Source organism: Micromonospora endolithica (assembly GCF_003626595.1).
In the GTDB taxonomy this organism is placed as follows: Bacteria; Actinomycetota; Actinomycetes; order Mycobacteriales; family Micromonosporaceae; genus Micromonospora; species Micromonospora endolithica.
The window spans coordinates 286,981-311,800 of sequence record NZ_RBAK01000008.1 but is presented as its reverse complement, the minus strand read 5'-3'; the positions used below and the strand labels follow the sequence as shown (position 1 = coordinate 311,800).

Here is a 24,820-nt window from a genome sequence, read left to right as displayed (position 1 = left end):
CGCAACGGCACCTGGTCCATCGCGTTCAGGCCGGCGAGCACCTGCCGGCGGCGCTGCTCGGGCAGGGCCGAGGGTCGCACGCCGAGCTGCCGCAGCGCCCCCACCAGCCACTCGACGGGCTGCTTGACCAGGGTGTCGCGGGTCTGGGCGAAGGCCGGCGCGGTGAACACGCGGCGCAGCGTGGCGGCCGTGTCCGGGCCGGCGAGGTCGGCCGGGGCGGCCGGCTGCGGGCCCGCGTACCGGAACCACAGCCGGGCGGCGACGAACCGCGCGGTCTCCGGCCGGCCGGCCAGCAGCCGGGCGTACGCCTCGGCGTCGAGGTCGCCGGTGGCCCCGAGGATCGTCTTCGGCCGCGGATCGTGCCGGCGCGCCTCGAAGCGGGCCGCCCCGGTGCGGCGGTCCACCACCCATCCGGTGAGCGCCCGCGCGCCCTCCTTCACGTCCGACTCGGTGTAGCCGCCGCCGATGCCGAGGGTGAAGAGTTCCATCAGCTCACGGGCGAGGTTCTCGTTCGGCGCCTTGCGGGTGTTCTTCTGCCCGTCCAGCCAGAGGATCAGGGCGGGGTCCCGGACCATGGCGGTGACCAGCGGCTCCAGCGGGCCCCGACCGTGCCGGCGCAGCGTCTCCAACTGCCGCAGCAGCAGCGGCGCGGACCGCACCTTCTGCGCGCTGGTGGCCCAGTGGCCGTGCCAGAAGAAGAGCAGCTTCTCGGCCACCTGGTCGTCGGCGGCGACCATCCGGTCCAGCCACCACCCGGTCAGCGTCAGCACCTGCTCGCGGCGCTCCCGGTTGGCCTGCTGCCGCTGCTCGCGGCTCGGCTTCTCGGCCAGCGCCGCGTACGGGTCGGGGCCGAGGGCGGGCAGCGGGGTGGCCGCCGCGCCCCGGTCCGGGGTGGCCGGGGTGAGCAGTGCGTCGAGTGTGGCGGCGACCCCGACCCGCTCCGCCGCGTCCACCTCGTCGGCCGTGGGGCCGAAGGTGGCGCGGCGCAGCAGGTGGGCGACCGCTTCCCGCTCAGTCATGTGACCCGACGCTAGGCCCTGCACGTACGAGGACGGTAAGGGCGGCGTGCGGAACGGGTTCAGTGTCCCTCGAAGACCGGTTTCTGCTTGTTCACGAAGGCGATGGTGGCGGCGCGGTGGTCGGCGGTGCCGCCGCAGATGGCCTGCGCCTGCGCCTCGGCGGCGAGCGCGTCGGCGAGGGTGCCGGCGTCGGCGATGGAGAGCTGGCGCTTGATCGCCCCGTACGCGACGGTCGGTCCGGCGGCGAGCCGGGCGGCGAGTTCCTGCGCGGTGGGCAGGACCGCCTCGTCATCGGCGACGAGCCGGTTCAGCAGGCCGAGCTGGCAGGCCTCCTCGGCGCGTACCGGCTCGGCCAGCATCAGCAGTTCCACCGCCTTGGCGTGGCCGACCAGCCGGGGCAGCGTCCAGGAGGCGCCGGTGTCGGCGGCGAGACCCACCTTGGCGAACGCCATCAGGAAGCTGGTCGACGGCCCGCCGATGCGGATGTCGGCCAGGAAGGCCAGTGACGCGCCGGCCCCGGCGGCCATGCCCCGGACGGCGGCGACGACCGGCTTGGGCAGGTTGGCCAGCCGGGCGGCGATCGGGTTGTAGTGCGCCCGGACGGTGTCCAGCGGGTTGCCGCTGGTCGACTCCAGCGTGCTGACGTGCTCGCGCAGGTCCTGCCCGGCGCTGAACGACCCGCCCGCCCCGGCCAGCACCACCGCCCGGCACGACCGGTCGGTCTCCAGCTCGGCGAGAACGTCGCGCAGTGCCTCCTTGAGCGCCACGTCCAACGCGTTCATCGCGGTCGGGCGGTTCAGGGTGAGGGTGACCACGGCGTCGGTGCGGTCGACGAGCAGCGGCTCGGTCACGGTGTCAACGACCCTTCTGTCGGGCGAGGCGGTTGCCGGCGTCGAGGCACGTCTCGACGTACCGGTCGGCGGCCGGCCGGAGCCGGGCCGCGTGGCGGTCGAAGAAGCTGGCCGCGGCGGTGCCCGGCCAGCGTTCGGGGAGCAGCGCCGGCGGGAGCTGCGGGTCCCGGAACAGGAAGGTACGCCACGCGTGCACGAGCCGGAACCGGGCCGCGTACGCCTCCTCGTCGGCGCTGCGTACGGTCACGCCGGTCAGCAGTGGGCGTTGCTCGGCGACGAACTGCTCGTACGCCCGGCCGATCTCGGCCAGGTCCCAGGCGCGGCGGACGACGCCCATCGCGCCGGGCGTGCCGGAGGCGTGCGCGGCGGTGAACCGTTCGTAGCGCACGCCGGCCTCGTCGAGCAGGAGGTCGACGTCCTCACCGGCGCGGGTGGCCACCCAGGTGCACTCGTCCAGCGTGCCGTACCCGAGGAAGCTCAGGTTGGCGGCGAGGCGCTGGCGCTCCCGCCGGGAGGTGGGCGCCTCCAGGACGAGCAGGTCGAATCGGCCGTCCCAGGTGACCCGCCCGGTGCGGTAGATCCGGGCGGCCGCCTCGTCGAGCCGGCGGGCGGCTTTCGGTGTGATCGAATATCCCGGCCCGGAGTTGAGCCGGAGCGGTTCGAGCCATCCCTGACGGACCATCCGGGACACCGCCGTCCGCACCGCGGGCGGGGCGATCCCCAGCGGTGCGAGCAGCTTGACCAGGGCAGAGACCGGTGCCCGGCCACCCCTCGGCCGGAGGTAGTCGCCGTACAGGTCGAAGAGTGCCGACCGTGCCTGCATGACCGCACATTGTGACAGGCCTTCTCAAGATAAGCTAGATGCTGTTACATCAATGCTGCCTCGGTTTGGGTCCGGCGGTGTTCATCAGGGAAAATCGTTGGTCGACACCCCCGCACCGGTTGCGGGTGGTCGTGGCGAAGTGGCTGTGGGGCAACCCACCGACCCTGGTTCAGGTCTGAGGGGAGACAACATGGCGGCGATGAAGCCGCGGACGGGCGACGGTCCGCTGGAAGTCACCAAGGAGGGCCGGGGCATCGTCATGCGGGTCCCGCTGGAGGGCGGTGGCCGGCTCGTCGTCGAGATGACTCCCGACGAGGCCAACGCACTCGGTGACGCGCTGAAGGCGGCCGCCGGCTGATGGAGGAACGGTCCGCGCGCAGGCGCGGGCGGTTCGTCGAGCCCTGAGCCACCGGCGACGCCGGTGGCTCAGGGTCTTCGTTTCCACGGGGTTGCGGCCCCACCACGTTCCCGCGGGGTTCGGGCCCCGTGACCTTCCCTGGAGGTACGGCACCGCGTGCTCGCCATCCGTCTGCTCGCCGAGCCCGAGCGTCTCGACACCCTCGCCCTGTCCATCCGGCCGACCGGCGGGGAGGAGCCGCGGGCGGAGCTGACGCCGGGCGGCGTGCCACTGCCGGACGGCATCTCCGACGAGGCCACCGCACTCGTCCCGGCGACCCGGCTGACCGGGGCGGCCGGCGAGACCCACACCCAGTTGCGCCCCGGACGGACTCCCGGCCGGCTGCTGCTCGTCGGCGCGGGCGACGGTGGCGAGGCGGACTGGCGACGCGCCGGCGCGGCTCTCGCCCGAGCCGGCAGTGATGAGACGCACATCACATTTGTGCTGCCCGGTGGCGTCACCCCGGCGGCGGTACGTGGGCTGGTCGAGGGTCTGCTGCTGGCCTCGTACCGGTTCCGGCTGACCGAGCGTGACCCGGCACCGGCGCTGACCGGCGTCGACCTGGTGACCGCCGACCCGGCCGGTCACCGCGACGCCGTCGAGACGGCCCGCACCACCGCCCGGATGACCGGCCTGGCCCGCGACCTCACCAACATGCCCTCCTCGGTGAAGAACCCGCGCTGGTTCGCCGAGCGCATCACCGAGGCCGCCGCCGGCCTGCCCGACCTGACCGTACGGGTGCGCGAGCCGGCCGAACTGGAGGCGGACGGCTTCGGCGGCATCGTCGCCGTCGGGCGCGGCTCGGCCAGCGGCCCGCGCCTGGTCGAGCTGGACTGGCACCCCGCCGGGGCCGCCACCCACGTGGTGCTGGTCGGCAAGGGCATCACCTTCGACACCGGCGGCATCTCGATCAAGCCGGTGCCGTCGATGACGCTCATGCGCAAGGACATGGCCGGCGCGGCGGCGGTCGTCGGGGCCACCCTGGGCGCGGCGACGCTACGGCTGCCGGTCCGGGTGACCACGCTCGCCCCGCTGGCCGAGAACATGGTCAGCGGCGCCGCGTTCCGCCCCGGCGACGTCATCCGGCAGTACGGCGGCGTGACCAGCGAGACCACCAACTCCGACGCCGAGGGCCGGCTGGTCCTCGCCGACGCGCTCGCGTACGCGGTGCGCGAACTCCAGCCCGACCTGCTCGTCGACCTGGCCACGCTGACCGGCGCGAACGCGGTGGCACTGGGCAAGCGCACCGGAGCCCTCTACAGCGAGAACGATCAGCTCGCGGCCGACGTACTGGCCGCGGTCGACGCCGCCGGTGAGGCCGCCTGGCGGATGCCGCTGCCCGACGACTACGTCGAGTACCTCGGCAGCGACCTCGCCGACCTGCACAGCTCCCCGGCTCGCGGCGCCGGCTCGGTGACCGCCGCCCTCTACCTGCGGGAGTTCACCGGCGACCTGCGGGACCGGTGGCTGCACGTGGACATGTCCGCGCCGTCCTGGGCCGAGGGCGACGACGCCGAGCTGGTCAAGGGCGCGACCGGGTGGGGCGTACGCTCACTGCTCCGCTGGCTCGCCACGCTCCGCTGACCCCCGGCCTCGGCGCACCCTCCGCCGTCGACCCCGGTCGACGGCGGAGGTCAGCACCGGACGGCGGCGAGGATCCCGTGGCCCAGCGGCAGCATCGCCGTGATCCAGTGCTCCGACTCCCGGAGCGCCTTGATCGTCTCGCGGACGGTGACCGTCTCCACGTCCCGGGCGGCCGGGTCACCGATCCGGCCGCCGGCCAGGGTCCCGTTGAGTGCCAGCACGCCGCCCGGGCGCAGCAGTCGCAGGGCGGCGTCCACGCAGGCGGCGAAGCCGGTCGCCTCCGCGTCGACGAACACCAGGTCGTACGCGCCGTCGGCGAGCCGGGGCAGCACGTCCAGCGCCCGACCGGTGATGATCCGCGTACGGCCGGCCGGGAACCCCGCCTCGACGAAGATCCGCCGGGCGATCCGCTGGTGTTCCACCTCCACGTCGATGGTGGTGAGCACACCGTCGGCGCGCATGCCGCGCAGCAGCCACACGCCACTGACCCCGGTGCCGGTGCCGATCTCCACCACCGCCCGGGCATTGCCCGCCGCGGCCAGCAGCCGCAGCGCGGCCCCGGCACCGGCGCTGACCGCGTCGACACCGACCTCGTGGGCGAGGCTGCGGGCGGTGCGCAGCACGAGGTCCTCGGTCGCGTACGCCTCGGCGAACTGCACAGCCGGGCTCGTCGGACTGCCGGAACCGGCGACCGTGGCGATGGGGCACCTCCGGGCGGCGCGTGTGGAGCGGGGCGGGTGGGCACTGTGAGCCTAGAGGCGGCGCCGTCGGGACGCAGCCGCGCGTCCGCCGTCGATGATCACGGGGGGCAACCGCTGACTCCACGCGCGGCATCCGTGTAATCCTGGAAGCGGTATCCCGTCGATCGCCGCCCGGCCCCTCCCGGGTCGCGCAGCGCGGGACCGGGGGACGAGTGGGAGGCACCGACGTGACCGACGGCTGGGACTGGCACCGGCCCGGGGGACACCCGGCACCGGCGCGACCGCCGGGCCCGGCGTACCCGCCGGTGGGCCCGCCCACTGCGCCGCAGGACCCGGGCGGCGGCGCGCCCTCGCCGTGGTGGAGCGACGCGCTCGCCGACCCGTGGCGGGACCCGTCGGCGCCGGCCGCCGTGGTGGTGCCGGCCGGCACCGGCAACGGCACCGACCCGGAGCCGGTCGAGGACCCCGACCGCCCCACCCGCCCGGCACTGCGGCAGCTCCTCGTCGTCCCGCTGATCACCGCGCTGCTCGCCGGTGCCCTGGGCGGCGCCCTCGGTTACGCCTTCGCGGTGCGCGGCGGCGCGGGTGCCGGCACGGTCCTCGGCGCGGGTCCGAACGAGCCGCCGGGCCTCGCCCAGCGTCGTCCCGAGTCGCTGGCCGGCGTCGCCGAACGCGTCCTGCCCAGCGTGGTGACCGTCCGGGTGGCCAGTCTCGGTGGCACCAGCGAGGGCTCCGGCTTCGTGGTCAGCGCCGACGGTCACGTGATCACGAACGACCACGTGGTGGCGAACGCCTCCGGCCGGGCAGCGGTGATCTTCAACGACGGCAGCTCGGCGCCCGCCGAGATCGTGGGGCAGGACCCGGAGTCCGACATCGCGGTGATCAAGGTCGCCAAGGCCGGGCTGCGGCCGGTCGAGTTCGGCGACTCGGACGCGCTGGCCGTGGGCGACCCGGTGCTGGCCATCGGCTCGCCGCTGTCGCTCGCCAACACGGTCACCGCCGGCATCGTCAGCGCCCTGGACCGGACCATGCAGGCGGGCGAACCGGGGGGCCCGACGCGCTACTACGCGGCCATCCAGACCGACGCGGCGGTGAACCACGGCAACTCCGGCGGTCCCCTGGTGGACGGCGCCGGCCGGGTGATCGGGGTCAACTCGACCATCAAGTCACTGGTCGCGGGCGGCCAGGAGGCGGGCAACATCGGGCTCGCCTTCGCCATCCCGATCAACCAGGCCAAACGCATCACCCAGGACATCATCGGCACCGGCAAGGCTCGCCGTACCGTCATCGGCGCCCAGGTCGGCGGTCCCGGCGGGGGCGCCGCCGCCGGCGTACGCCTGGTGTCGGTGGAGCCCTCCGGACCGGCGGCCGGTGCCGGGCTGAAGGCCGGCGACGTCGTCCTCAAGCTGAACGGCCGGCCGATGACCGAGCCGACCGATCTGATCGCCCTGGTCCGCAAGTTCGCGCCCGGATCGGTGGTGACCGTGGAGTACCGCCGGGGCTCGAACCGGCAGAACGCCTCGGTGACCCTCGCCGCAGATGCGAAGTGACCGCCGCGACCCCCTCCCGGCTGCCCGGGTGACGTGCGTACGCTTGGCTGACGCCGAGAGGAGGCCCGTGCGGTGTTCGACAACCTGAACTGGTGGGAGATCGGTGCGCTGCTGCTCCTGGCGCTGTTGATCTTCGGTGACCGGCTTCCCGCGGTCATCAACGACGGCCTGCGGATGGTGCGGAACCTGCGCAAGATGGCAAGCAGCGCCACCACCGACCTGAGCCGCGAGCTGGGCACCGACATCCAGCTGGAGGACCTGCACCCGAAGGCGTTCATCCGTAAGCACCTCCTCAGCGAGGAGGACGAGGCGGCGATCCGCAAGCCGCTCCAGGGCGTCTACGACAACCTGCGGGCGGACGTGACCGGTGTGCACAACGAGCTGAAGGACGTCGCCTCGGCAGCCGACCTGCGCGGAAACGGCAGCCGGCCGGCCACGGCCACCGGCGCCGTCCCCGCTCCGGCGCCCGCGCCGAGGGTCAGCTACGACGACGCCACCTGAGCACGCCGGGACCGCACCCGTAGCGGAGCGCCGTCGTGCCTTGGGATGCGTTCGTGCCGGGGGGCGGTCGTGCCGAGGGGTGCGGTCGTGCCGGGGGTGGGGTCGTGTGCCCGGAGTGCCGGTCTCGCCCGACGCTCGGCCTCGTCCGCGATGCCCCTCGTCCGCGATGCCCCATTCTCGCCCCGCGCGTGACCCTCGCCGGCGATGTCTCCGCGCGCCGTCCGTGATGTGGGTTCGATCATCCACTGAATGAGACGGGCGCCAAGGTCAACTCGATGTCCTTGATACCGGGCCGTCCACCGCATCGGATGCCCCGACTTCAGTGACATCGAGTTGATCTCGTCCGCCGGCGGTCAGCCGGGCGGCGGACCCGCCGGCGGCGAGACGCGATCAGGACCCGCCGGGGTGGGCGGGACGCGACGGGCTGGAGGTCAGCGACCTGCCGGCTTGAGGCCGAGGGGCTTGCCGAGCAGGGATTCGCGACGCAGGGCGAGACGGTCGGCGACCTGGCCGAGCGCCCGGGCGGCCGGCGAGTCCGGCTCGGCGAGGACGATCGGCGTACCCTCGTCGCCGGCCTCGCGGACCCGGGTGTCCAGCGGAATCTGGCCGAGCAGCGGCACCTGGGCGCCGATCGTCTGGGTGAGGGAGTCCGCGACGGTCTGACCGCCACCGGCGCCGAAGATCTCCATCCGGGAACCGTCCGGCAGTTCCAGCCAGGACATGTTCTCGATGACGCCGACCACCCGCTGGTGGGTCTGCAACGCGATGGCGCCGGCCCGCTCCGCCACCTCGGCGGCGGCGGCCTGCGGGGTGGTGACCACCAGGATCTCCGAGTTGGGCAGGAGCTGGGCCAGGGAGATGGCCACGTCACCGGTGCCCGGCGGCAGGTCCAGCAGGAGTACGTCGAGGTCGCCCCAGTAGACGTCGGCGAGGAACTGCTGGAGCGCCCGGTGCAGCATCGGGCCCCGCCAGACCACCGCGGCGTTGCCGGCGGTGAACATGCCGATGGAGATCACCTTCACGCCGTGCGACTGCGGCGGCATGATCATGTCCTCGACCCGGGTGGGGCGGCCGTCGGCGCCGAGCATCCGGGGGACCGAGTGGCCGTAGATGTCGGCGTCGACCACGCCGACCGACATGCCCCGGGCGGCCAGCGCCGCCGCCAGGTTCACCGTGACGCTGGACTTGCCGACGCCGCCCTTGCCGCTGGCCACCGCGTACACCCGGGTGCGGGAGCCGGGCTGCGCGAACGGGATCACCGGCTCCTCGGTGGCGTTGCCGCCGCGCAGCTTCGCCTGGAGACCCTGACGCTGCTCGGGGCTCATCACGCCGAACTCGATGGTGACGCCGGTCACGCCGGGTACCGACCCGACGGCGGCGGTGATGTCGGCACGCAGCTTGTCCTTCAACGGGCAGCCGGCCACCGTGAGCAGCAGCTCGACCCGGACCACGCCGTCGTCGCCGATCTCGGCGGAACGGACCATGCCCAGCTCGGTGATGGGCCGGCGGATCTCCGGGTCGTTGACGGTGGCCAGCGCGGCCTGGATCGCGTCGGAGACGGTGCTGACGGGTGCTGACATGCCCGCAATGCTACGTCGGTGCCGATCGCGTCCCGCGCTCAGCGGGCGACGGTGTGAGCGAATCGATGGGCCGCCCGGCACGGGCTCAACTCAGTCGCGACCCTCCGGACGGCCGTCGTGGGCGAAGTCACCGTCCAGGTCGTCCCGGGGCTCCTCCAGCCCGTCGCGACCCTCGGCGCGCGCGGCGGCCCGCTCCTGCTGGCGACGTTCCAGCCGGTGCCGGCGCTGGCTCGCCTCGTCCAGTTCCTCGGCCAGCCGGGCCAGCTCCGAGCGGAGAAAGTCGCGGGTGGCGACCTCACCCATCGCGTTGCGCAGCGCGGCGATCTCCCGGGCCAGATACTCGGTGTCGGCCTTCTGCATGGTGGCCCGCCGCCGGTCCTCCTCCTGCGTGACCCGGTCCCGGTCGGCCTGCCGGTTCTGCGCGAGCAGGATCAGCGGCGCCGCGTAGCTCGCCTGGAGGGACAGGACCAGGGTCAGGAACGTGAAGGTGTACGGGTCGAAACGCAGGTCGGCCGGGGCGAGGGTGTTCCAGACGAACCAGGCGGTGATGACCACCGTCATGTAGACGATGAAGTTCGCGGTGCCCATCCCCCGGGCGATGCCCTCCGACCAGCGACCGAAGGCTTCCGGGTCGAACCGGGGCAGGGTCAGCCGGCGGGGCTCGCGCGGCTGGTCGAGCCGCTGCGGCCGGCGCTGCTCAGCCATGGGCTTCGTCCAGCTCCTCTTCCGTGGTGAGGGCACCCGTCACGGCGTCCCGGTCCCGCCAGTCCCGGGGCAGCAGGTGGTCCAGCACGTCGTCCACGGTGACCGCGCCGACGAGCCGGTTGTTGCGGTCGATCACCGGCATGGCGACCAGGTCGTACGTTGCCATCCGACGGGTGATCTCGGGCAGTGGGGTGGTGGGTCGCAACGGGTCGATGTCGTTGACGACGATGCCGCCGAGCAGGTCGGCCGGGGGTTCGCGGAGCAGCCGCTGGAAGTGCACCATGCCCAGATATCGGCCGGTGGGCGTGGTCATCGGCGCGCGGGTGACGAAGACCTGGGCGGCCACCGCGGGGGACAGCTGCGGCTCCCGGACCCGGGCCAGCGCCTCGGCGACGGTCGCGTCCGGCGGCAGGATCACCGGCTCGGACGTCATCACGCTGCCGGCCGTGCCGGGGGTGTACTTCAGCAGTTGGCGGACCGGGTCGGCCTCGTCGGGCTCCATCAGGTCCAGCAGTACGTCCTGCTCCGGCGGCGGCAGCTCGTTGAGCAGGTCGGCGGCGTCGTCCGGATCCATCTCCTCCAGGACGTCGGCGGCCCGTTCCCGGTCCAGGGCGGCCAGGATCTCCACCTGGTCGTGCTCGGGCAGCTCGCTGAGCACGTCGGCCAGCCGCTCGTCGTCCAGGGCGGCGGCCACCTCGTTGCGCCGCGTGTCGGGCAGGTCCTGGAGCGCGTTGGCCAGGTCGGCGGGGCGCATGTCCTCCAGCACCGCGAGCAGGTTGGCGGTGCCCCGGGTGGTGGCGATGCCGCTCAACCCGCGGACCTTGTCCCACTCGACCTGGTGCAGGTGGCCGCGCCGGGTGAGCCGGCTGGTCTGCTCGCGTACGGCCACCCGGGTCAGCGACCACTCGCCGCCCCGGCTGCACTCCATCGCGACGTCGACGACCGCGCCGGACTGGCCGCCGGGGTCGAGCTGCACCCGCCGGTCCAGCAGTTCCTGGAGGACCAGCAGCTCGTTGGGGCGCTTCTCGAAGCGGCGCAGGTTGAGCGTGCCGGTGCCGAGCACCACCGCGTCCGCGTCGAGTGACGTGATCCGGTTGAGGGACAGGAAGATCCGGCGGCGCATGGGCATCTCGGCGACGAGGCCGACCACCTCCGGCGGACGCTGGGTCGTCCGGAGCCGCGCCACCGCGTCGCGCACCCGGCCCACCTGGTCGCCGTTGGGGTCGAACACGGCGACTCCGGAGAGGCGGGCGATGTAGACCCGGGTCGGCGTACTCACGGGCACCAGCCTAAGCGCCTAGTGTTTATCAACATGTCGACCTTGGCCTACGAGATCGTGGACGTCTTCACCGACCGCCCCTTCGCGGGCAATCCCCTCGCCGTGGTGTTCGGTGCCGTCGGACTGGCAACCGAGCAGATGCAGGCCCTGGCGGTGGAGTTCAACCTGTCGGAGACGGTCTTCGTGCTCCCGCCGACCCAGGTCGGTGCCACCTACCGGGCGAGGATCTTCACCCCGGCCGCCGAGCTTCCGTTCGCCGGTCATCCCAGCGTCGGCGCGGCGGTCACCGCCGCACGGCGGGGCCTGTTCGAGGTGGGGCGGATCACCCAGGAGTGCGGCGCGGGTGTGCTGCCCATCGAGGTGACCGCGACCGGGGCGACCCTCACCGGCGGCACTCCCACGCTCGGCCCGGAGCTGGATCCGGAGCCGTTGCTGGAGATGGCCGGGCTCACCGCCGCCGACCACGCCGGGCCCGCGCCACGGGTGGCCGGGTGCGGGCTGGAGTTCCCGTACCTCCCGGTCCGTCCGGACGCGGTGGCCCGCGCCCGGGTCAACGCGGCGGCGGCGGAGCGGTACGGGGTGGAGCATGTGAGCGTCTTCTCCTGGGACGCGACGGGGCAAACCGCGAACGCCCGCGTGTTCGTGCCGGGCCTCGGTGTGCCGGAGGACCCGGCGACCGGCTCGGCGGCGCTCGGTCTCGGCGTGTGGCTGGTGGCCAGCGGGCTGCTCCCCGCCGACGGGCGGGCGGAGTACGCCGTCCGGCAGGGCGTGGACATGGGGCGCCCGTCGTCGCTGGCCTGCACGGTGACCGCCGCCGGTGGTCAGGCGGTCGGCGCGACGGTCGCCGGTCAGGTGGTGCCGGTGGCCCGGGGCGAGATCATGGTCCCGCCGTTCGTCGGCTGACGGGCCCGGCCGTGATGGGGGAGGATGCCGGAGTGGATGGCAGCAGCACGCCCCTGGTCGACGAGGCGCTGAAGAAGGCCGCGGTGGCCTGGGTGAACGTGTCCGGCGGCCCGGCCTGGGCCCTGTGGTGCGTTCCGCTGGAGGGCTCGCTCTTCGTGGTGAGCGGCCCGGGCGAGCAGGCCGCGCCGGGGCTGGCCGACGCCGCCGAGGCCCAGGTGACCCTGCGTGGTGACCACGGCGGCCGCATCGTCACCTGGCCGGCCCGGGTGACCCGGCTGACCCCTGGTACGGAGCACTGGGACACGGCCGCCCCGCTGGTCGCCGCCAAACGGCTCAACGCCCGTGGCTCGGCCGCGGAGCTGGTGACGCGATGGGCGGCGGACGGGTGCGCCCTCAACCGGCTCGCGCCGGCCGGTGCCCCGCTGGCCGGGGACGCGTTGCCGGCGGAGTCGCTGGCCGAGGTGCCCCGGGAGGCGCCGGTCGTGCGGACCACCCGCAAGCCCTTCCGCCTGCACCGCGTCCGCCGCCGCTGACCTCACCCGGTGCGCGCGGTTCCGGGAAAGCGCGCGCGCAGCAGGGCGCGCGGGACGCTCAGCGGACGGCGGCGGGCAGGACCGCGGGCGGGGCGGCGGCGGGCGGGGACATCGTGGCGTCGAGCAGCGCGACCACCTCGGTGAGGCGGCGCAGCACCGGGCCGCGCCAGGCGTCGTCGGCGTTGAACACCAGGTGACCGGCGAGGTCGTCCGCGGCCAGCCGGACCGCCGTCATCCCGGTGCGCCGCGCGCCGGTCAGCTCCTGGCTCCCGCCGTCGCCGACGAACAGGCAGTCCTCCGGCGCGACGCCGAGCCGGTGGCAGGCCGCCAGGTACAGCGCGGGATCGGGTTTGCACCGGCCCACCTCGACGGAGAAGACCCGCACGTCGAGCAGCGGGGCGATCGGCAACTGCGGCAGGAACGCCGGCAGCTCGTGGGTGCAGTCGCTGACGATCCCGGTCCGTACGCCCCGGCGGCGCAGCGCGGCGAGCGTCGGCACGGCGTCGTCCCGCAGCCGGGTGTCGGCGCGTACGGCCCGGTGGCGGGCGGCGACGGCGTGCCGTACCGCCTGGTCGGTGGGGTGGACGCCGACCTGCTCGCAGACCCAGCGCAGGGTGGCCTGGGCGTCGCCCAGCAGACCGCTGGCCCGCTGGTAGAAGGTGCGGTCGAGCACGTCGACGAGGGTGTTCCGGGAGCAGCCGAGCAGGTCGGCGACGTGGGAGTGGGCGGCCCCGCGCTGGACGGGACGGGTGAGCGTGCCGAAGAAGTCGAACAGCACCGCCTGGTACGCGGGCATGGGAGTGCCTCCGGGCGGTGTCGGGGGTCGCCGGCCGGCGACCATGATCGTGTTGGAGCCCTGACGGTACGTGGTGGCCCACGCCGTGTGAGGATTGCTCCCCGTGTCCTCCACCGCGCATCGTCCGCCGCTCGACCCGATGACCACCGGCGCACTGGCCCTCGCCGTCGTCGCCGTGTCGTCGTCGGCCCCGCTGGTCGCTTTCGCCGCGGCGCCCGCGCTGGCGATCGCCTTCTGGCGCAACGCGCTGTCGGTCGCCGTGCTCGGGCCGTTCTCGCTGGCCCGGCGCCGTGCCGAGTTCCGCGCGTTGACGGTGGGCGCCGGGCGGCGGGAGGGCCTGTTCTGCGTACTGTCCGGCGTGGCGCTGGCCGCGCACTTCGCGACCTGGATGCCGAGCGCCCAGCTCACCTCGGTCGCCGCCGCGACGGCGCTGGTCGCGACCCAGCCGGTCTGGCAGGGGTTGATCGCGCGGGCTCAGGGGCGCCGGCTGCCGACCGGGGTCTGGGTGGGGATCGGGGTGGCGGTGGTCGGCGCGGCCCTGGCCACCGGCGCGGACTTCGCCGTGTCCGGCCGCGCGTTCACCGGTGACCTGCTCGCCGTGGTGGGCGGGATGTTCGCCGCCGTCTACTCGGCGTTGGGCGAGCGGGCCCGGGCCACCATCAGCACGGCGACGTACACCACCATCTGCTACGGGGTGTGCGCGCTGCTGCTGCTGGTGGCCTGCCTGGTGGGCGGGGTGCCGTTGACCGGCTTCGACGGCGGCACCTGGGCGGCGGTACTGGCCCTGGTGGTCGGCGCCCAGCTGCTCGGCCACTCGATGTTCAGCTACGCGCTGCGCCGCGTATCGGCGGTCACGGTCAGCGTGCTGATCCTGCTGGAGGCGCCGGGTGCCGCCCTGATCGGCTGGGTCTGGCTGGACCAGCTGCCGCAACTGCTGGCCCTGCCCGGCCTGGCGCTGCTCCTGGCCGGCGTCGCGGTGGTGGTGCTCGCCGGACGCCCGGCCCGCCGCACCCCACCGGTGTCCACCGCGGTGCCGGCGGACGCGGCACCGCTCAACGACTGACCGGCGGGTCGTCCCACACGTCGTGCACCTCCAGCACCCGCGTGGTCGGGGCGGCGTCGCCGAGCGTGGCCCGCAGAGCGACCCGCTCCGGGTCGGCGAGGAAGGATCGGTAGCCGCGCCGGGAGTCGAACCGGATCAGGTGCACCTCGGTGTGGCCGTCGCCGGTGCGCACCCGGCGTTCCAGCTGCCCGCCGTGCCGGCCGAGCAGGGCCAGCACGGTGTCCTCGTACCGCCGGCCGGCCTCGACCGCGGCGGCGGCCATCTCCACCAGCGCGACCAGGCGCACGGCGGCGGCCGGGTCGTCGCCCTCGGACGTCATCTCGGCGGTCGTCGGGCGTCAGGCGTCGATGCCGACGGCCTTGGCGCTCGCCGTCCAGAGGCGGGCGGCGAGCCGCGGGTCGGACGCCTTGGCCAGTGGCCGGCGCGGTCGGCGGTCGGCGTAGTAGCCGCCGCTGGTCAGCCGGGACGGGTCCTGGTTGGCGAGCCACACCAGCGTCTCCGCGCCCTTCTCCGGGCTCCGGAAGACCGGCAGGAACCGCATGCCGAACGCGACCAGCCGGCTGTCGTTGCCGAACCGGGTCCGCACCACGCCGGGATGGAAGGAGTACGCGGGCAGCTCCGGCCAGCGCCGGGCCGCCTCGGCGGTGAAGAGGATGTTCGCCTGCTTGCTGGTGCCGTAGGCGTTCATCGCCCGGTAGCGGCGCAGCGGCGCGTTCAGGTCGTCCGGGTCGAGGGTGCCGCCGCGGTGCGCGCCGGAGGCGGTCACCACCATCCGCCCGACCCGGTCCCGCAGCAGGTTGCTGAGCAGGAACGGCGCCAGGTGGTTGGCCTGGATCGACAGCTCGAAGCCGTCCACGGTGGTGACCGGCTGGAGCACGATCGCGCCGGCGTTGTTGGCCAGCACGTCGATCCGGTCGTACGCGTCGCGTAGCTTCCCGGCCAGCCGCCGGACGTCGTCGAGGACCGCGAAGTCCGCCCGGAACAGCTCCGGGCGCTCCCCGGACGCCTCCCGGACCTGCTCGCCCGCCGCCCGCAGCCGCGCCGGGTCGCGGCCGACCAGTACCACCTGGTCGCCCCGGCAGGCCAGGTCGACGGCGGCGGCCAGACCGATGCCCGAGCTGGCGCCGGTCACCACCACCAGTCGCCGTCCAGTGAGATCTTCCACAGGTCCATTCACCCCGGTCACGGCACGAGGTTACCGTGGCGTCACAACGCCCTTTGGGATCGTTAAGTTTCCTCGTACGTCCGTCAGTGGCGTCGGCGTGCCCGCCGGACGCTGGAAGGAGCGCATCCATGGCCGCAGTCGGTCGCCCCCGCCGGTCCTGCCTCGCGGTACCGGGTTCCAGCGTCAAGATGCTCGGCAAGGCCCAGGGCCTCCCCGCCGACCAGGTGTTCCTCGACCTGGAGGACGCGGTCGCGCCGCTGGCCAAGCCGGACGCCCGCAAGAACATCGTGGCGGCCCTCAACGAGGGTGACTGGGCGGGCAAGACCCGGGTGGTACGCGTCAACGACCTCACCACCCCGTGGACCTACCGGGACGTCATCGAGGTGGTGGAGGGCGCCGGGGCGAACCTGGACTGCGTCATGCTGCCGAAGGTGCAGAACGCCGGCCAGGTGCAGTGGCTGGACCTGACGCTGACCCAGATCGAGAAGACCCTCGGCCTGGAGGTCGGCCGGATCGGCATCGAGGCGCAGATCGAGAACGCCGCCGGCCTGGTGAACGTGGACGCGATCGCCGCCGCGTCGCCCCGGGTGGAGACGATCATCTTCGGCCCGGCCGACTTCATGGCCTCGATCAACATGAAGTCGCTGGTGGTGGGCGCGCTGATCCCGGACTACCCGGGCGACCCCTACCACTACATCCTGATGCGGATCCTGATGGCCGCCCGGATGCACGACAAGCAGGCCATCGACGGCCCGTTCCTGCAGATCCGCGACGTGGACGCGTTCCGCGAGGTGGCGAAGCGGTCCGCCGCGCTCGGCTTCGACGGCAAGTGGGTGCTGCACCCGGGCCAGATCGACGCCGCCAACGAGGTCTACCAGCCGGCGCAGGCCGACTACGACCACGCCGAGTTGATCCTGGACGCGTACGAGCACTACACCTCGGAGGCCGGCGGCCGGCTCGGCGCGGTGATGCTCGGCGACGAGATGATCGACGAGGCGTCCCGGAAGATGGCGCTGGTGATCTCCGCCAAGGGGCGCGCGGCCGGGATGACCCGGACCTCCACGTTCACCCCGCCGGCCGAGTAGCGCCGCCTCCCGGTACCGCCCGTGCCGCCCCGGCCCGCCGGGGCGGCACGACGCGTCTCACCAGTTGTTGCTGGTGCTGGTGCCGTCGGACGACGCGATCGCGAAGACGACGATCACCACGTAGAACGCGATGAACAGCAGGGCCAGGCCGGTGACGATCCAGCCGACGATGATCGCCGCCTTCGCCATGCCCTCGCCGCCCTCGCCGGTCTGCCGGATCTGCTTGCGCGCGACGTGGCCGAGGATGGCTCCGACCGGCGCGGTGATGCAGGACGCGAAACCGACCAGGGCCAGCACCAGCGCGGCGATGGCCAGGCCGTTGGTCTTCTGCGGCTGCGGCGCGTAGCCGTACCCGCCGTAGGGCGCCGGCGGGTAGCCGGGCGCGTACGGGTCGCCGGCCTTGTGCACGTTGCCGTACGGGTCGACGGACGGCTGCGCCCCCGCGTACGGGTTGCCCGGGGCGTACGGGTCGGGCGTCGGCGCCACCGGACTGCCGGCGGGAAGAGTCGGGTCGACCGGCGGACCGGACTGCGGGCCGGACTGCTGGCCGGACCACGACGGGTCGGGCCAGTTACCGGGCTGCGGGGGGTAGGTCATCGTCTGTTCTCCATCGGCTGGGGGTGCGCGCCCGTCAGGGTAGCCAGCCCGGCCCAGGAACCTGACCCCCCGCCACCGGGTGCCAGCGTTGCCCGGACCGCGGCCAGCGGGCAGGATCCTGGCATGGCGAATGACGCGCGGGCCACGGACTCCTCCGGCAGGGCCCTTCCCGAGCCGGTGACCATGCGGCTCGACGGAAGGGTCGCCCTGGTCACCGGGGCCGGCAGCCCGGACGGCATCGGGTACGCGACCGCGCGCCGGCTGGCCGACCTGGGCGCCCGGGTGGCGATCGTCTCCACCACCCGGCGGATCCACGAGCGGGCCGGTGAGCTGGGAGTGACCGGGTTCGTCGCGGACCTCACCGACGAGTCGGAGGTGGGCGCGCTCGCCGACGCGGTGGCCGAGCAACTGGGCGACGTGGAGGTGCTGGTCAACAACGCCGGACTGGCCAGCCGGGCGAGCCCGGAGGTGCTGCGTCCGGTGGCCCAGCTCAGCTACGACGAGTGGCGGGGCGAGATCGACCGGAACCTGACCACCGCCTTCCTGTGCAGCCGGGCGTTCAGCGGCGGCATGGCGGAGCGGGGCTGGGGCCGGATCGTGAACCTGTCCGCGACCGCCGGCCCGGTCAACGCGTTGCCCACCGAGGCGGCGTACGCGGCGGCCAAGGCGGGTGTGGTCGGGCTGACCCGGGCGCTGGCCATGGAGATGGTGGCCGACGGGGTGACCGTGAACGCGGTGGCGCCCGGCACCATCTACACCGCCGCCTCCACGATGGCCGAGATCAAGCAGGGTCTGGGCACGCCGGTCGGCCGACCGGGCACCCCGGACGAGGTGGCGGCGGCGATCACGTTCCTCTGTTCACCGGCCGCGTCGTACATCACCGGGCAGATGCTCGTGGTGGACGGCGGCAACAGCGTCCGCGAGGCGCAGTTCCGCTGACCCGCCCGGTCAGTTCCGTCCCACGTCGGTGCCGGCGACGGCGACCAGCGCGATCCATCCGCAGCAGACCAGCAGGCCGAGGCCGGTGAAGACGTAGCCGAGGATCGTCCCCCAGGTGGCGAGCTGCTCGCCGTCCTCGCCGGTGGTGCGGATCTGCCGCTTGGCGAGGTGGCCGAGCACGATGCCGGCCGGGGCGAAGAGGAACGCGAACACCAGCGACAGGATGGCCAGCACGTTCGTCCCGCCGCCGGGTCGGCCGGGTCCGGATGGCGGGCCGTACTGGCCGTAGGGCGGCTGCGGGGCGTACGGGGCCTGCTGCCCCCACTGGCCCTGCGGCTGCTCGTGCGGCGGCGGCCCGTACGGGTCGTGGCCGGGATGCTGCCCGTACGACGGGGGCTGCTGGTCGTACCCGGAGGGCTGGTGGTGGCCCGGCGGCTCCGGGCCGGCGGCGGGCTGTTCCCAGGGCGACGGCGTCCGGTCCGGCTCCGCCGGGTCCGTCGGCCCCGGCGGCTGCGGTGGTTGACTCACGCGGATGTCCTCCTGCCGGCTGGGGCACTCGTCTTCTTGCCGGACGCTACCCCCAGCGGTGAACCTTTTCACAGCGGTTGTGTGGACTGGTCACCTTGGCCTCGCCGGCCGGGAGGCCGATACTGACCGAGCGTTCAGTTACCAACGAGTAATGCGACGAATCCCCGGAGGCTGAGATGGCCCGACTCGCCCAGACACCCGGCCTGACCGACGTGCAGCGGTCGATCCTGGAAACCGTCCGGGAGTTCGCGGACAAAGAGATCATCCCGCACGCCCAGGCGCTGGAGCACGCCGACGAGTACCCGGCCGACATCCTGGAGGGGATGAAGGAGATGGGGCTGTTCGGGCTCACCATCGACGAGGAGCACGGCGGGCTCGGTGAGTCCCTGCTGACGTACGCCCTGGTGGTCGAGGAGCTGTCCCGGGGCTGGATGTCGATCTCCGGGATCGTCAACACCCACTTCATCGTGGCGTACCTGGTCTCCCAGCACGGTTCCGTCGAGCAGAAGGCCCGGCTGCTGCCGAGGATGGCCACCGGCGAGGTGCGCGGCGCGTTCTCCATGTCCGAACCGGAGTGCGGCTCCGACGTCTCGGCGATCAAGTCGAAGGCCGTCCGCGACGGCGAGAACTACGTGCTCAACGGCCAGAAGATGTGGCTGACCAACGGCGCGTACTCCTCGGTGGTGGCCACCCTGGTCAAGACCGACACCGGGGCCGACTCGGTGTACGGCAACATGAGCACCTTCCTGCTGGAGAAGGAGCCCGGCTTCGGCGAGACCGCCCCCGGCCTCACCATCCCCGGCAAGATCGACAAGATGGGCTACAAGGGCGTCGAGACCACCGAGATGGTCCTCGACGGGGTCACCGTCCCCGCCTCCGCCGTGCTCGGCGGCGCGGACCAGGTCGGCCGCGGCTTCTACCAGATGATGGACGGCATCGAGGTCGGCCGGGTCAACGTGGCCGCCCGCGCCTGTGGCATCTCCATCCGCGCCTTCGAGCTGGCCGTCGCGTACGCCCAGCAGCGGAAGACGTTCGGCCAGCCGCTCGCCAAGCACCAGGCGATCGCCTTCAAGCTTGCCGAGATGGGCACCAAGATCGAGGCCGCGCACGCCCTCATGGTCAACGCCGCCCGGCTCAAGGACGCCGGCCAGCGCAACGACGTCGAGGCCGGGATGGCCAAGCTGCTCGCGTCCGAGTACTGCGCCGAGGTCGTCCAGGAGTCGTTCCGGATCCACGGCGGCTACGGCTACTCCAAGGAGTACGAGATCGAGCGCCTGATGCGGGAGGCCCCGTTCCTGCTCATCGGCGAGGGCACCTCGGAGATCCAGAAGACCATCATCAGCCGCGGCCTGCTCAAGGAGTACAAGCTGTAAGGAAGGGCCCCCTGTTAACGCCTGGTGTATAGGAAGGGCCCCTTCCTAACACCCGAGCCGGGAACGCCGCCGGGCTCGGGGCGTCGGCGGTGGCGGCTCAGGTGCAGGCCGCGCGGTCAGGGCGGGGAGCACGCTGCCCGGAGCAACCGGAGCTGGCCGATCTCGGCCACGTTCTTCATCAGCTCGGCGTTGACCCAGGCGACCAGGTTGGCGACGGTGTGTCCGCTCTCCGCCGGCCACGGGAACCCCACCGGGACAGCCAGGTCGTCCTCGGTGAGTCCGTCCAGCACGGCGACCCACCGGGCGCGTACGGCACGCAGCCAGGCGACGGTCGCCGCACCGGGCCCCGGCCAGGCGACCTCCTCGCGGGACGGGACGGGTCGCCCGTACGCCTGCTCGACCGCCGACGACCACCACCAGCCGAGGTGCCAGGTGAGCCAGCCGATGGTCGGCACCGGGACCGGGTCCGGCTCGGTGTCCGCCCAGTCGGGCGTCCAACCGCCGCCGGCCGCCGGCCGGACCGTCCAGCAGAGCGCGGCCGGCTCCCAGAGCAGGTCCGCCGGGTCGAGGCGTTCGAGGTGGTACTCGAACAGCGACCAGGTCAGGTCGAACTGCCACCGCAGGACGGTCGTCGGCATCCCCCGATGATGCCGGCGCGCGGATGTCCGGGCGAGGGGATTTCAGCCGAGCCGGGTCAGGCCGGCGGCGGCGCGTTCCACGATCAGGCAGCGGTCCTCCACGTAGTCGAGACCCGCCTCGGTGGCGATCTGACGGGACTCGGGGGAGACGATGCCGAGCTGGAGCCACACCGCCGGGGCGCCGATCGCCACCGCCTCGCGGACCACCTCGACCGCGTCCCGCGCCGGACGGAACACGTCGACCAGGTCGACCGGGTGCGGGATCTCGGCCAGCGACCGGTAGACCGGCTCACCGAACAGCTCGTCGGCGGTCGGGTTGACCGGAATGATGCGCCAGCCGTACCGCTGCATCTGCAACGGCACGCTGTGCGCGGCCTTGCGCGGGTCGCGGGACGCGCCCACGACGGCGATCACGGCGGAGTCGGCGAGGATCTGCTGAGCGGAGCGCACCCGCCGACTCTAGCGCCGCCGGTCAGGCGTCGCCGGTGAGCGCCCGTCGCAGCCTGGCGTACTCCGCCGGGGTCCCGATCTCGGCCCGGCGCTCGGGCTGGGCGAGGTAGTGCCGGAGAGCGCCGGCGAGTAGCGCCGGGGCGACGTCCAGGTCGCCGACGGCTACCAGCGACCGGCCCCGACCCCAGCCGCTGGAACGGACCAGGTCCGGCCGGCTGATCGGCAGGGAGATCGTCCGGACGCCGTTCGCGGAGCCGACCCGGCCTGCCGGATCGAGGGCGGACCAGGGTACGAACCACCCCTTCTCGTGCCGCCGGTGCACGATGCCCTCGGCGGTCAGCTCCACGCTCGGCACGTTCCGCCAACCGACCGTCACCCAGGCGACCGTGGCGGACGCGAAGAAGACCGCAAGGGCCCGCAGCGCCGACCCGCCGTCGGCTGCGACCCAGGTGGTGACGCTCTGGTAGGCGGTGAAACCGACCAGGAAGGGCAGGAAGCCGGCCTCCGGGCGAGGTGGGGCGAAGAACGCGCGCTCCCGCTCGTCGACCCGGAACTCACCGTCGCTCGGCCGGCGACGCGTCTGACGCAGCGCGATCCACAGCAGGATCAGCAGCGGCAGCGCGGTCAGCAGGACGAGCGGGCCGCCGACGTCGCGGATCCGTACCGCGGTCAGCCCGAATATCAGGCCGATGCCCACCGCCCCGACCGCCCGGAGCCGTTGCCGACGAAGCGCCCCATCGATGATCTCCCGCACGGCGGCAGCGTAGCGGCGGACCGCTACAGCAGCGTCAGCTGCTCGGCGGCCGGCGTCCCGGGGGCCGGCTCGGGCAGCCGCCGGTTGTCGCCGCGCTCGCCCCGGTGCAGGCCGTGCCGGCGGGCCGCGATCCGCACCCGCGCGGTCAACTCCCGCTGGTACGACTGCGGCGCGTAGGCGCCCGCCCGGTAGAGCTCCCGGTAGCGGGGGACCAGGTGCGGGAACTCCCGGCCGAGCCAGTGCGCGTACCACTCGCGGGCGCCCGGCCGCAGGTGCAGCGCCAGTGGAGTCGCGCTGGACGCGCCGCTGGCGGCGATCGCGGCCACCGTGGCGTCGATCGACTCGTCGTCGTCGCTCAGGCCGGGCAGGACCGGCGCCATCAGGACGCCCACCTCGAACCCGGCGTCGACCAGGGTGCGGACCGCGTCGAGGCGGCGGCGCGGGCTCGGCGTGCCGGGCTCGGCGGTGCGCCACAGCCGTTCGTCGACGAAGCCCACCGAGAACGACAGGCCGACCCGGGCCACCTCGGCGGCCTGTCGCAGCAGCGGCAGGTCGCGCAGGATCAGGGTGCCCTTGGTGAGGATCGAGAACGGGTTGGCGAAGTCGCGCAGCGCGGCGATGATCTGCGGCATCAGCCGGTAGCGCCCCTCGGCCCGCTGGTAGCAGTCGACGTTGGTGCCCATCGCCACGTGTGCGCCCCGCCAGCGGGGTGCGGCCAGCTCGCGCCGGACCAGCTCACCCGCGTTGACCTTGACGATCACCTTGCGGTCGAAGTCCGCCCCGGCGTCGAGGTCCAGATAGGTGTGAGTGTTTCTCGCATAGCAGTAAACGCAGGCGTGAGTGCAGCCCCGGTAGGGGTTGATCGTCCACTCGAACGGCACCCGGGACGCGCCGGGCACCTTGTTGAGGATGGACCGGGCCTGCACCTCGTAGAACGTCATCCCGGCGAAGCCGGGGCTGTCGAAGGTGCGGGCCACCGCGCCGGGCAGCGCCAGCGGCAGGGGTGGAGTCGCTGGCGCCGACCCGTCGGGATGCCCCTCGTCCGGGGGAGCGGAGAGGTTCTCCCAGCGCATGCCTCCCATTCGAACACGCGTACGAGTCGAAGGCAAGCCGACGGTCGTGTTCCCGCCCACCTCGGCGTCCGGGCGTCGGTGGCCGGGTGCAGGATGGGGTCATGGAGAGGTCGACGTTCGTCTACGACGGGGACTGCGCGTTCTGCACCCGCTGCGCCGAGTTCATCCAGCGGCGGATCCCCACCGGTGCCCGGGTGGTGCCCTGGCAGTTCGCCGACCTCGACGCGCTGGGCCTGACCGAGGCGCAGTGCGAGGAGGCGGTGCAGTGGGTCGGCGCCGACGGCTCCCGGGCGGCCGGACCGGACGCGATCGCCCGGCTGCTGGGCGACAGCGGTCCGTTCTGGCGGGTGGCCGGCGGTGGCCTGCGGTTCCCGCCGGTACGCGCCGCCGCCTGGCCCGCGTACCGCTGGGTCGCCCGCAACCGGCACCGGCTCCCCGGCGGAACGGCCGCGTGCTCCCTGCCGCAGGAGGCGCGGGAGCGCCTCTACGGGCCCGCCGGCCGCCCGACCACCGGGTCCTGACCGACGCGCCGGCCGTTCGCGACCTCCGGCGGATCCGCCGTCGCGGCGCTACCGCCGTCGCCCCGGCGGGCGACCAGCCGGCGCGCCCAGACGATCGGGCGGATCCGTTCCAACGGTAGGAAGCTGGCCATCGCGGCCAGGTGCGGGGCGAACGAGATGGTGATGGTCGCGATGGTGACCAGGTGGAACGAGTAGAAGAAGCCCACCGCCGCCAGCCGCCACCGGTCGCGGAGCAGGAAGACCACCGGGCTGAGCAGTTCGAACGCCACGATGCCGAACTGGGCGACGATCAACAGGTACGGCACGGAGGCGATCACGTCGGCCAGGTCGGTGCCGCGCCGGATGATCGCCCGGGCGAGCACCGATCCGGTCAGCCAGTCCAGTCCGCCGAAGCGTAGCTTGGCCCAGGCGGCCAGGAAGTACGTGCAGATCACCGCGATCTGGGTGACCCGCAGCGCCCAGCCGCCCGCCTCGGTGCGGGTGGTGTCGCCGTGCCGGGCCCGGCCGGCGGTGGGCAGCACGGCCAGGGCGACGAGCAGGCCGAACCGGTCGTGGTCGACCTTGCCGTAGCTCATCGCGACGATCATCCACTCCAGGTAGAGCGCGAAGACCGACCAGCCGAGCAGGCGGGGCGCCCGGCCGCTCGCGGCGAGCAGGGCGAGCAGCAGCAGAGCCCAGAAGAGGGCGGCGACCAGCGCCGGGGTGGGTGTCGGCAGGGGCAGCACCCGACCGATCAGCAGCGGCTGGTAGAGCTCGCCCGGCACGGCGGCCCGATTGCGTACCCACGGGGTGAAGACGACGAGGTCGGCGGCGACGAACAGGTAGATCAGCGTCCGGAAGGCGGCCACCCGGCCGCGCGGCACCGCCTCGGTCAACCAGCGGCTCACCGGGCCACCCGCCAGGCGACCACGGTCTCGTCGGTCCAGCGTCCGGTGGGGCGGCCGGCGTGGATGCCGTGCCAGCGGACGACGATGCGTACCTCGACCAGATCCGCGGCGTCGGCGTGGCGTTCGGCGTACGCGTCGGCGACCTCGGTGAGCAGCGTGGGGTCGGCGGTGTACCGGTCCTGCTGGCCCTCGATCTCGGCCCGCCGGATGCCGGTGGCCCCCTCGCCCAGGTCGACCACCGCGCCGGTGGTGTCGACGCCCTCGACCCGGGTGTCCGGCGCGGGGGAGTCGGGCGGGTTGGAGGTCGAGTACATGCGGAAGGGGCCGAAGGGGAAGTGGTCGTCGGTCCCCCGGACGGTGCCGGCCAGCAGCAACGCGACGCCGAGCGCGGTGACCGCGAGTCGGACGGCGCGACCGCGGGTGGTCAAGGTGTCCATCGACTGGTGACGGTAACGGATGAGCGGCCCCGGGTGGATCCCCCGACGGCGCGCACACGACGGCGGCCGGACCCGTGGGGTCCGGCCG

29 protein-coding genes are annotated in these 24,820 nt (G+C 73.5%); 11 read left to right on the top strand and 18 right to left on the bottom strand.

Annotated elements, in window-relative coordinates; all coding sequences use genetic code 11:
* From D7223_RS21420 to D7223_RS21410, 3 genes are all read right to left on the bottom strand, one after another.
* Positions 1 to 1,019 (bottom strand): DUF1800 domain-containing protein (locus D7223_RS21420; protein WP_147442473.1); only part of this gene is annotated, 1,019 nt, incomplete at its 3' end.
* A 59-nt stretch (positions 1,020 to 1,078) separates the two neighbouring features.
* The gene (locus D7223_RS21415; protein WP_120730178.1) at positions 1,079 to 1,870 is read right to left on the bottom strand and encodes an enoyl-CoA hydratase-related protein; all 792 of its coding nucleotides are present in this window, start codon (positions 1,868 to 1,870) and stop codon (positions 1,079 to 1,081) included.
* A 4-nt stretch (positions 1,871 to 1,874) separates the two neighbouring features.
* A complete protein-coding gene (locus tag D7223_RS21410; RefSeq protein ID WP_120730177.1) occupies positions 1,875 to 2,693 on the bottom strand; it encodes a PaaX family transcriptional regulator in 819 nt (272 codons plus the stop codon).
* A 190-nt stretch (positions 2,694 to 2,883) separates the two neighbouring features.
* Here D7223_RS21410 and D7223_RS21405 point away from each other — a divergent pair, with 190 nt between their 5' ends.
* Entirely contained in the window at positions 2,884 to 3,051 is a 168-nt protein-coding gene (locus D7223_RS21405) for a DUF3117 domain-containing protein (protein WP_007455245.1), read from the top strand.
* A gap of 156 nt (positions 3,052 to 3,207) precedes the next feature.
* Positions 3,208 to 4,674 carry a leucyl aminopeptidase family protein gene (locus tag D7223_RS21400; protein ID WP_120730176.1) on the top strand — a complete coding sequence of 489 codons (1,467 nt, stop codon included), beginning with the start codon at positions 3,208 to 3,210 and terminating at the stop codon, positions 4,672 to 4,674.
* A gap of 50 nt (positions 4,675 to 4,724) precedes the next feature.
* Here the strand turns inward: D7223_RS21400 and D7223_RS21395 are convergent, their stop codons facing one another.
* Positions 4,725 to 5,333, bottom strand: a complete 609-nt coding sequence (locus tag D7223_RS21395) for an O-methyltransferase (protein WP_186832282.1) — start codon at positions 5,331 to 5,333, stop codon at positions 4,725 to 4,727.
* A gap of 254 nt (positions 5,334 to 5,587) precedes the next feature.
* Between D7223_RS21395 and D7223_RS21390 the strand changes: the two genes are divergently transcribed.
* Both D7223_RS21390 and D7223_RS21385 read left to right on the top strand, forming a co-directional pair.
* On the top strand, positions 5,588 to 6,925 hold the full coding sequence (locus D7223_RS21390; protein WP_186832281.1) for a S1C family serine protease: 1,338 nt from the start codon (positions 5,588 to 5,590) through the stop codon (positions 6,923 to 6,925).
* Positions 6,926 to 6,997: 72 nt separating this feature from the next.
* Positions 6,998 to 7,426: a twin-arginine translocase TatA/TatE family subunit gene (locus tag D7223_RS21385; RefSeq protein ID WP_120730175.1), complete on the top strand. Its 429-nt coding sequence runs from the start codon at positions 6,998 to 7,000 to the stop codon at positions 7,424 to 7,426.
* 431 nt (positions 7,427 to 7,857) lie between these two features.
* On the opposite strand, the gene D7223_RS21380 is transcribed toward D7223_RS21385, so the two are convergent.
* The 3 genes from D7223_RS21380 to D7223_RS21370 all read right to left on the bottom strand — a co-directional run bounded on the left by D7223_RS21380 (position 7,858) and on the right by D7223_RS21370 (position 10,990).
* On the bottom strand, positions 7,858 to 9,006 hold the full coding sequence (locus D7223_RS21380) for an Mrp/NBP35 family ATP-binding protein (RefSeq protein ID WP_120730174.1): 1,149 nt from the start codon (positions 9,004 to 9,006) through the stop codon (positions 7,858 to 7,860).
* A gap of 90 nt (positions 9,007 to 9,096) precedes the next feature.
* A complete protein-coding gene (locus D7223_RS21375) occupies positions 9,097 to 9,711 on the bottom strand; it encodes a DUF1003 domain-containing protein (protein WP_120730173.1) in 615 nt (204 codons plus the stop codon).
* Positions 9,704 to 10,990: a magnesium transporter MgtE N-terminal domain-containing protein gene (locus D7223_RS21370; RefSeq protein WP_120730216.1), complete on the bottom strand. Its 1,287-nt coding sequence runs from the start codon at positions 10,988 to 10,990 to the stop codon at positions 9,704 to 9,706. Before D7223_RS21370 ends, D7223_RS21375 begins: the two co-directional genes overlap by 8 nt.
* Before the next feature lie 33 nt (positions 10,991 to 11,023).
* On the opposite strand from D7223_RS21370, the gene D7223_RS21365 reads away from it, so the two are divergent.
* Positions 11,024 to 11,893 (top strand): PhzF family phenazine biosynthesis protein, encoded by an 870-nt coding sequence (locus tag D7223_RS21365; RefSeq protein ID WP_120730172.1) that lies wholly within the window; start codon positions 11,024 to 11,026, stop codon positions 11,891 to 11,893.
* Between the two features lie 14 nt (positions 11,894 to 11,907).
* The gene (locus tag D7223_RS21360) at positions 11,908 to 12,426 is read left to right on the top strand and encodes a hypothetical protein (protein ID WP_120730171.1); all 519 of its coding nucleotides are present in this window, start codon (positions 11,908 to 11,910) and stop codon (positions 12,424 to 12,426) included.
* A 58-nt stretch (positions 12,427 to 12,484) separates the two neighbouring features.
* Here D7223_RS21360 and D7223_RS21355 read toward each other — a convergent pair whose 3' ends face one another.
* Positions 12,485 to 13,222 (bottom strand): HAD family hydrolase, encoded by a 738-nt coding sequence (locus D7223_RS21355; RefSeq protein WP_120730170.1) that lies wholly within the window; start codon positions 13,220 to 13,222, stop codon positions 12,485 to 12,487.
* 139 nt (positions 13,223 to 13,361) lie between these two features.
* Between D7223_RS21355 and D7223_RS21350 the strand changes: the two genes are divergently transcribed.
* Positions 13,362 to 14,285 (top strand): DMT family transporter, encoded by a 924-nt coding sequence (locus tag D7223_RS21350; RefSeq protein ID WP_120730215.1) that lies wholly within the window; start codon positions 13,362 to 13,364, stop codon positions 14,283 to 14,285.
* On the opposite strand, the gene D7223_RS21345 is transcribed toward D7223_RS21350, so the two are convergent.
* Positions 14,275 to 14,604 (bottom strand): hypothetical protein, encoded by a 330-nt coding sequence (locus tag D7223_RS21345; protein WP_120730169.1) that lies wholly within the window; start codon positions 14,602 to 14,604, stop codon positions 14,275 to 14,277. The two genes, D7223_RS21350 and D7223_RS21345, sit on opposite strands and share 11 nt — an antisense overlap.
* Positions 14,605 to 14,622: 18 nt before the next feature.
* Positions 14,623 to 15,450 carry an SDR family NAD(P)-dependent oxidoreductase gene (locus D7223_RS21340; RefSeq protein WP_120730168.1) on the bottom strand — a complete coding sequence of 276 codons (828 nt, stop codon included), beginning with the start codon at positions 15,448 to 15,450 and terminating at the stop codon, positions 14,623 to 14,625.
* 128 nt (positions 15,451 to 15,578) lie between these two features.
* Here D7223_RS21340 and D7223_RS21335 point away from each other — a divergent pair, with 128 nt between their 5' ends.
* Positions 15,579 to 16,535, top strand: a complete 957-nt coding sequence (locus D7223_RS21335; RefSeq protein WP_120730167.1) for an HpcH/HpaI aldolase/citrate lyase family protein — start codon at positions 15,579 to 15,581, stop codon at positions 16,533 to 16,535.
* A gap of 57 nt (positions 16,536 to 16,592) precedes the next feature.
* Here the strand turns inward: D7223_RS21335 and D7223_RS21330 are convergent, their stop codons facing one another.
* The gene (locus D7223_RS21330) at positions 16,593 to 17,132 is read right to left on the bottom strand and encodes a DUF4190 domain-containing protein (RefSeq protein WP_120730166.1); all 540 of its coding nucleotides are present in this window, start codon (positions 17,130 to 17,132) and stop codon (positions 16,593 to 16,595) included.
* Positions 17,133 to 17,255: 123 nt separating this feature from the next.
* Between D7223_RS21330 and D7223_RS21325 the strand changes: the two genes are divergently transcribed.
* Positions 17,256 to 18,071, top strand: coding sequence for an SDR family NAD(P)-dependent oxidoreductase (locus tag D7223_RS21325; RefSeq protein WP_120730165.1), 816 nt, complete (start codon positions 17,256 to 17,258; stop codon positions 18,069 to 18,071).
* A 9-nt stretch (positions 18,072 to 18,080) separates the two neighbouring features.
* Here D7223_RS21325 and D7223_RS21320 read toward each other — a convergent pair whose 3' ends face one another.
* Entirely contained in the window at positions 18,081 to 18,599 is a 519-nt protein-coding gene (locus D7223_RS21320) for a DUF4190 domain-containing protein (protein WP_120730164.1), read from the bottom strand.
* A gap of 176 nt (positions 18,600 to 18,775) precedes the next feature.
* On the opposite strand from D7223_RS21320, the gene D7223_RS21315 reads away from it, so the two are divergent.
* The gene (locus tag D7223_RS21315; RefSeq protein ID WP_120730163.1) at positions 18,776 to 19,972 is read left to right on the top strand and encodes an acyl-CoA dehydrogenase family protein; all 1,197 of its coding nucleotides are present in this window, start codon (positions 18,776 to 18,778) and stop codon (positions 19,970 to 19,972) included.
* A 116-nt stretch (positions 19,973 to 20,088) separates the two neighbouring features.
* Here the strand turns inward: D7223_RS21315 and D7223_RS21310 are convergent, their stop codons facing one another.
* From D7223_RS21310 to D7223_RS21295, 4 genes are read right to left on the bottom strand one after another with little or no spacing between them, the layout of a single operon-like run.
* Positions 20,089 to 20,610, bottom strand: coding sequence for a DinB family protein (locus tag D7223_RS21310; RefSeq protein WP_120730162.1), 522 nt, complete (start codon positions 20,608 to 20,610; stop codon positions 20,089 to 20,091).
* Positions 20,611 to 20,652: 42 nt separating this feature from the next.
* Complete coding sequence (locus D7223_RS21305) at positions 20,653 to 21,060, bottom strand: CoA-binding protein (protein WP_120730161.1); 408 nt, start codon at positions 21,058 to 21,060, stop codon at positions 20,653 to 20,655.
* Between the two features lie 22 nt (positions 21,061 to 21,082).
* Entirely contained in the window at positions 21,083 to 21,814 is a 732-nt protein-coding gene (locus D7223_RS21300; RefSeq protein WP_120730160.1) for a hypothetical protein, read from the bottom strand.
* Positions 21,815 to 21,837: 23 nt separating this feature from the next.
* Entirely contained in the window at positions 21,838 to 22,887 is a 1,050-nt protein-coding gene (locus D7223_RS21295; RefSeq protein ID WP_120730214.1) for an Rv2578c family radical SAM protein, read from the bottom strand.
* A 101-nt stretch (positions 22,888 to 22,988) separates the two neighbouring features.
* On the opposite strand from D7223_RS21295, the gene D7223_RS21290 reads away from it, so the two are divergent.
* Positions 22,989 to 23,408 carry a thiol-disulfide oxidoreductase DCC family protein gene (locus D7223_RS21290; RefSeq protein ID WP_120730159.1) on the top strand — a complete coding sequence of 140 codons (420 nt, stop codon included), beginning with the start codon at positions 22,989 to 22,991 and terminating at the stop codon, positions 23,406 to 23,408.
* On the opposite strand, the gene D7223_RS21285 is transcribed toward D7223_RS21290, so the two are convergent.
* A complete protein-coding gene (locus tag D7223_RS21285; protein WP_238162140.1) occupies positions 23,372 to 24,295 on the bottom strand; it encodes an HTTM domain-containing protein in 924 nt (307 codons plus the stop codon). The two genes, D7223_RS21290 and D7223_RS21285, sit on opposite strands and share 37 nt — an antisense overlap.
* Complete coding sequence (locus D7223_RS21280; protein WP_120730158.1) at positions 24,292 to 24,732, bottom strand: hypothetical protein; 441 nt, start codon at positions 24,730 to 24,732, stop codon at positions 24,292 to 24,294. The genes D7223_RS21285 and D7223_RS21280 overlap by 4 nt, the downstream gene beginning before the upstream one ends.
* Positions 24,733 to 24,820: the final 88 nt, after the last annotated feature.

Coding starts and splice junctions, on each gene's coding strand:
- D7223_RS21380 (WP_120730174.1), bottom strand. CDS start 9,006: ATGTCAGCACCCGTCAGCACCGTCTCCGACGCGATCCAGGCCGCGCTG.
- D7223_RS21405 (WP_007455245.1), top strand. CDS start 2,884: ATGGCGGCGATGAAGCCGCGGACGGGCGACGGTCCGCTGGAAGTCACC.
- D7223_RS21325 (WP_120730165.1), top strand. CDS start 17,256: ATGGCGAATGACGCGCGGGCCACGGACTCCTCCGGCAGGGCCCTTCCC.
- D7223_RS21330 (WP_120730166.1), bottom strand. CDS start 17,132: ATGACCTACCCCCCGCAGCCCGGTAACTGGCCCGACCCGTCGTGGTCC.
- D7223_RS21295 (WP_120730214.1), bottom strand. CDS start 22,887: ATGCGCTGGGAGAACCTCTCCGCTCCCCCGGACGAGGGGCATCCCGAC.
- D7223_RS21345 (WP_120730169.1), bottom strand. CDS start 14,604: ATGACGTCCGAGGGCGACGACCCGGCCGCCGCCGTGCGCCTGGTCGCG.
- D7223_RS21375 (WP_120730173.1), bottom strand. CDS start 9,711: ATGGCTGAGCAGCGCCGGCCGCAGCGGCTCGACCAGCCGCGCGAGCCC.
- D7223_RS21315 (WP_120730163.1), top strand. CDS start 18,776: ATGGCCCGACTCGCCCAGACACCCGGCCTGACCGACGTGCAGCGGTCG.
- D7223_RS21310 (WP_120730162.1), bottom strand. CDS start 20,610: ATGCCGACGACCGTCCTGCGGTGGCAGTTCGACCTGACCTGGTCGCTG.
- D7223_RS21365 (WP_120730172.1), top strand. CDS start 11,024: ATGTCGACCTTGGCCTACGAGATCGTGGACGTCTTCACCGACCGCCCC.
- D7223_RS21355 (WP_120730170.1), bottom strand. CDS start 13,222: ATGCCCGCGTACCAGGCGGTGCTGTTCGACTTCTTCGGCACGCTCACC.
- D7223_RS21360 (WP_120730171.1), top strand. CDS start 11,908: ATGGGGGAGGATGCCGGAGTGGATGGCAGCAGCACGCCCCTGGTCGAC.
- D7223_RS21335 (WP_120730167.1), top strand. CDS start 15,579: ATGGCCGCAGTCGGTCGCCCCCGCCGGTCCTGCCTCGCGGTACCGGGT.
- D7223_RS21410 (WP_120730177.1), bottom strand. CDS start 2,693: ATGCAGGCACGGTCGGCACTCTTCGACCTGTACGGCGACTACCTCCGG.
- D7223_RS21290 (WP_120730159.1), top strand. CDS start 22,989: ATGGAGAGGTCGACGTTCGTCTACGACGGGGACTGCGCGTTCTGCACC.
- D7223_RS21280 (WP_120730158.1), bottom strand. CDS start 24,732: ATGGACACCTTGACCACCCGCGGTCGCGCCGTCCGACTCGCGGTCACC.
- D7223_RS21350 (WP_120730215.1), top strand. CDS start 13,362: ATGACCACCGGCGCACTGGCCCTCGCCGTCGTCGCCGTGTCGTCGTCG.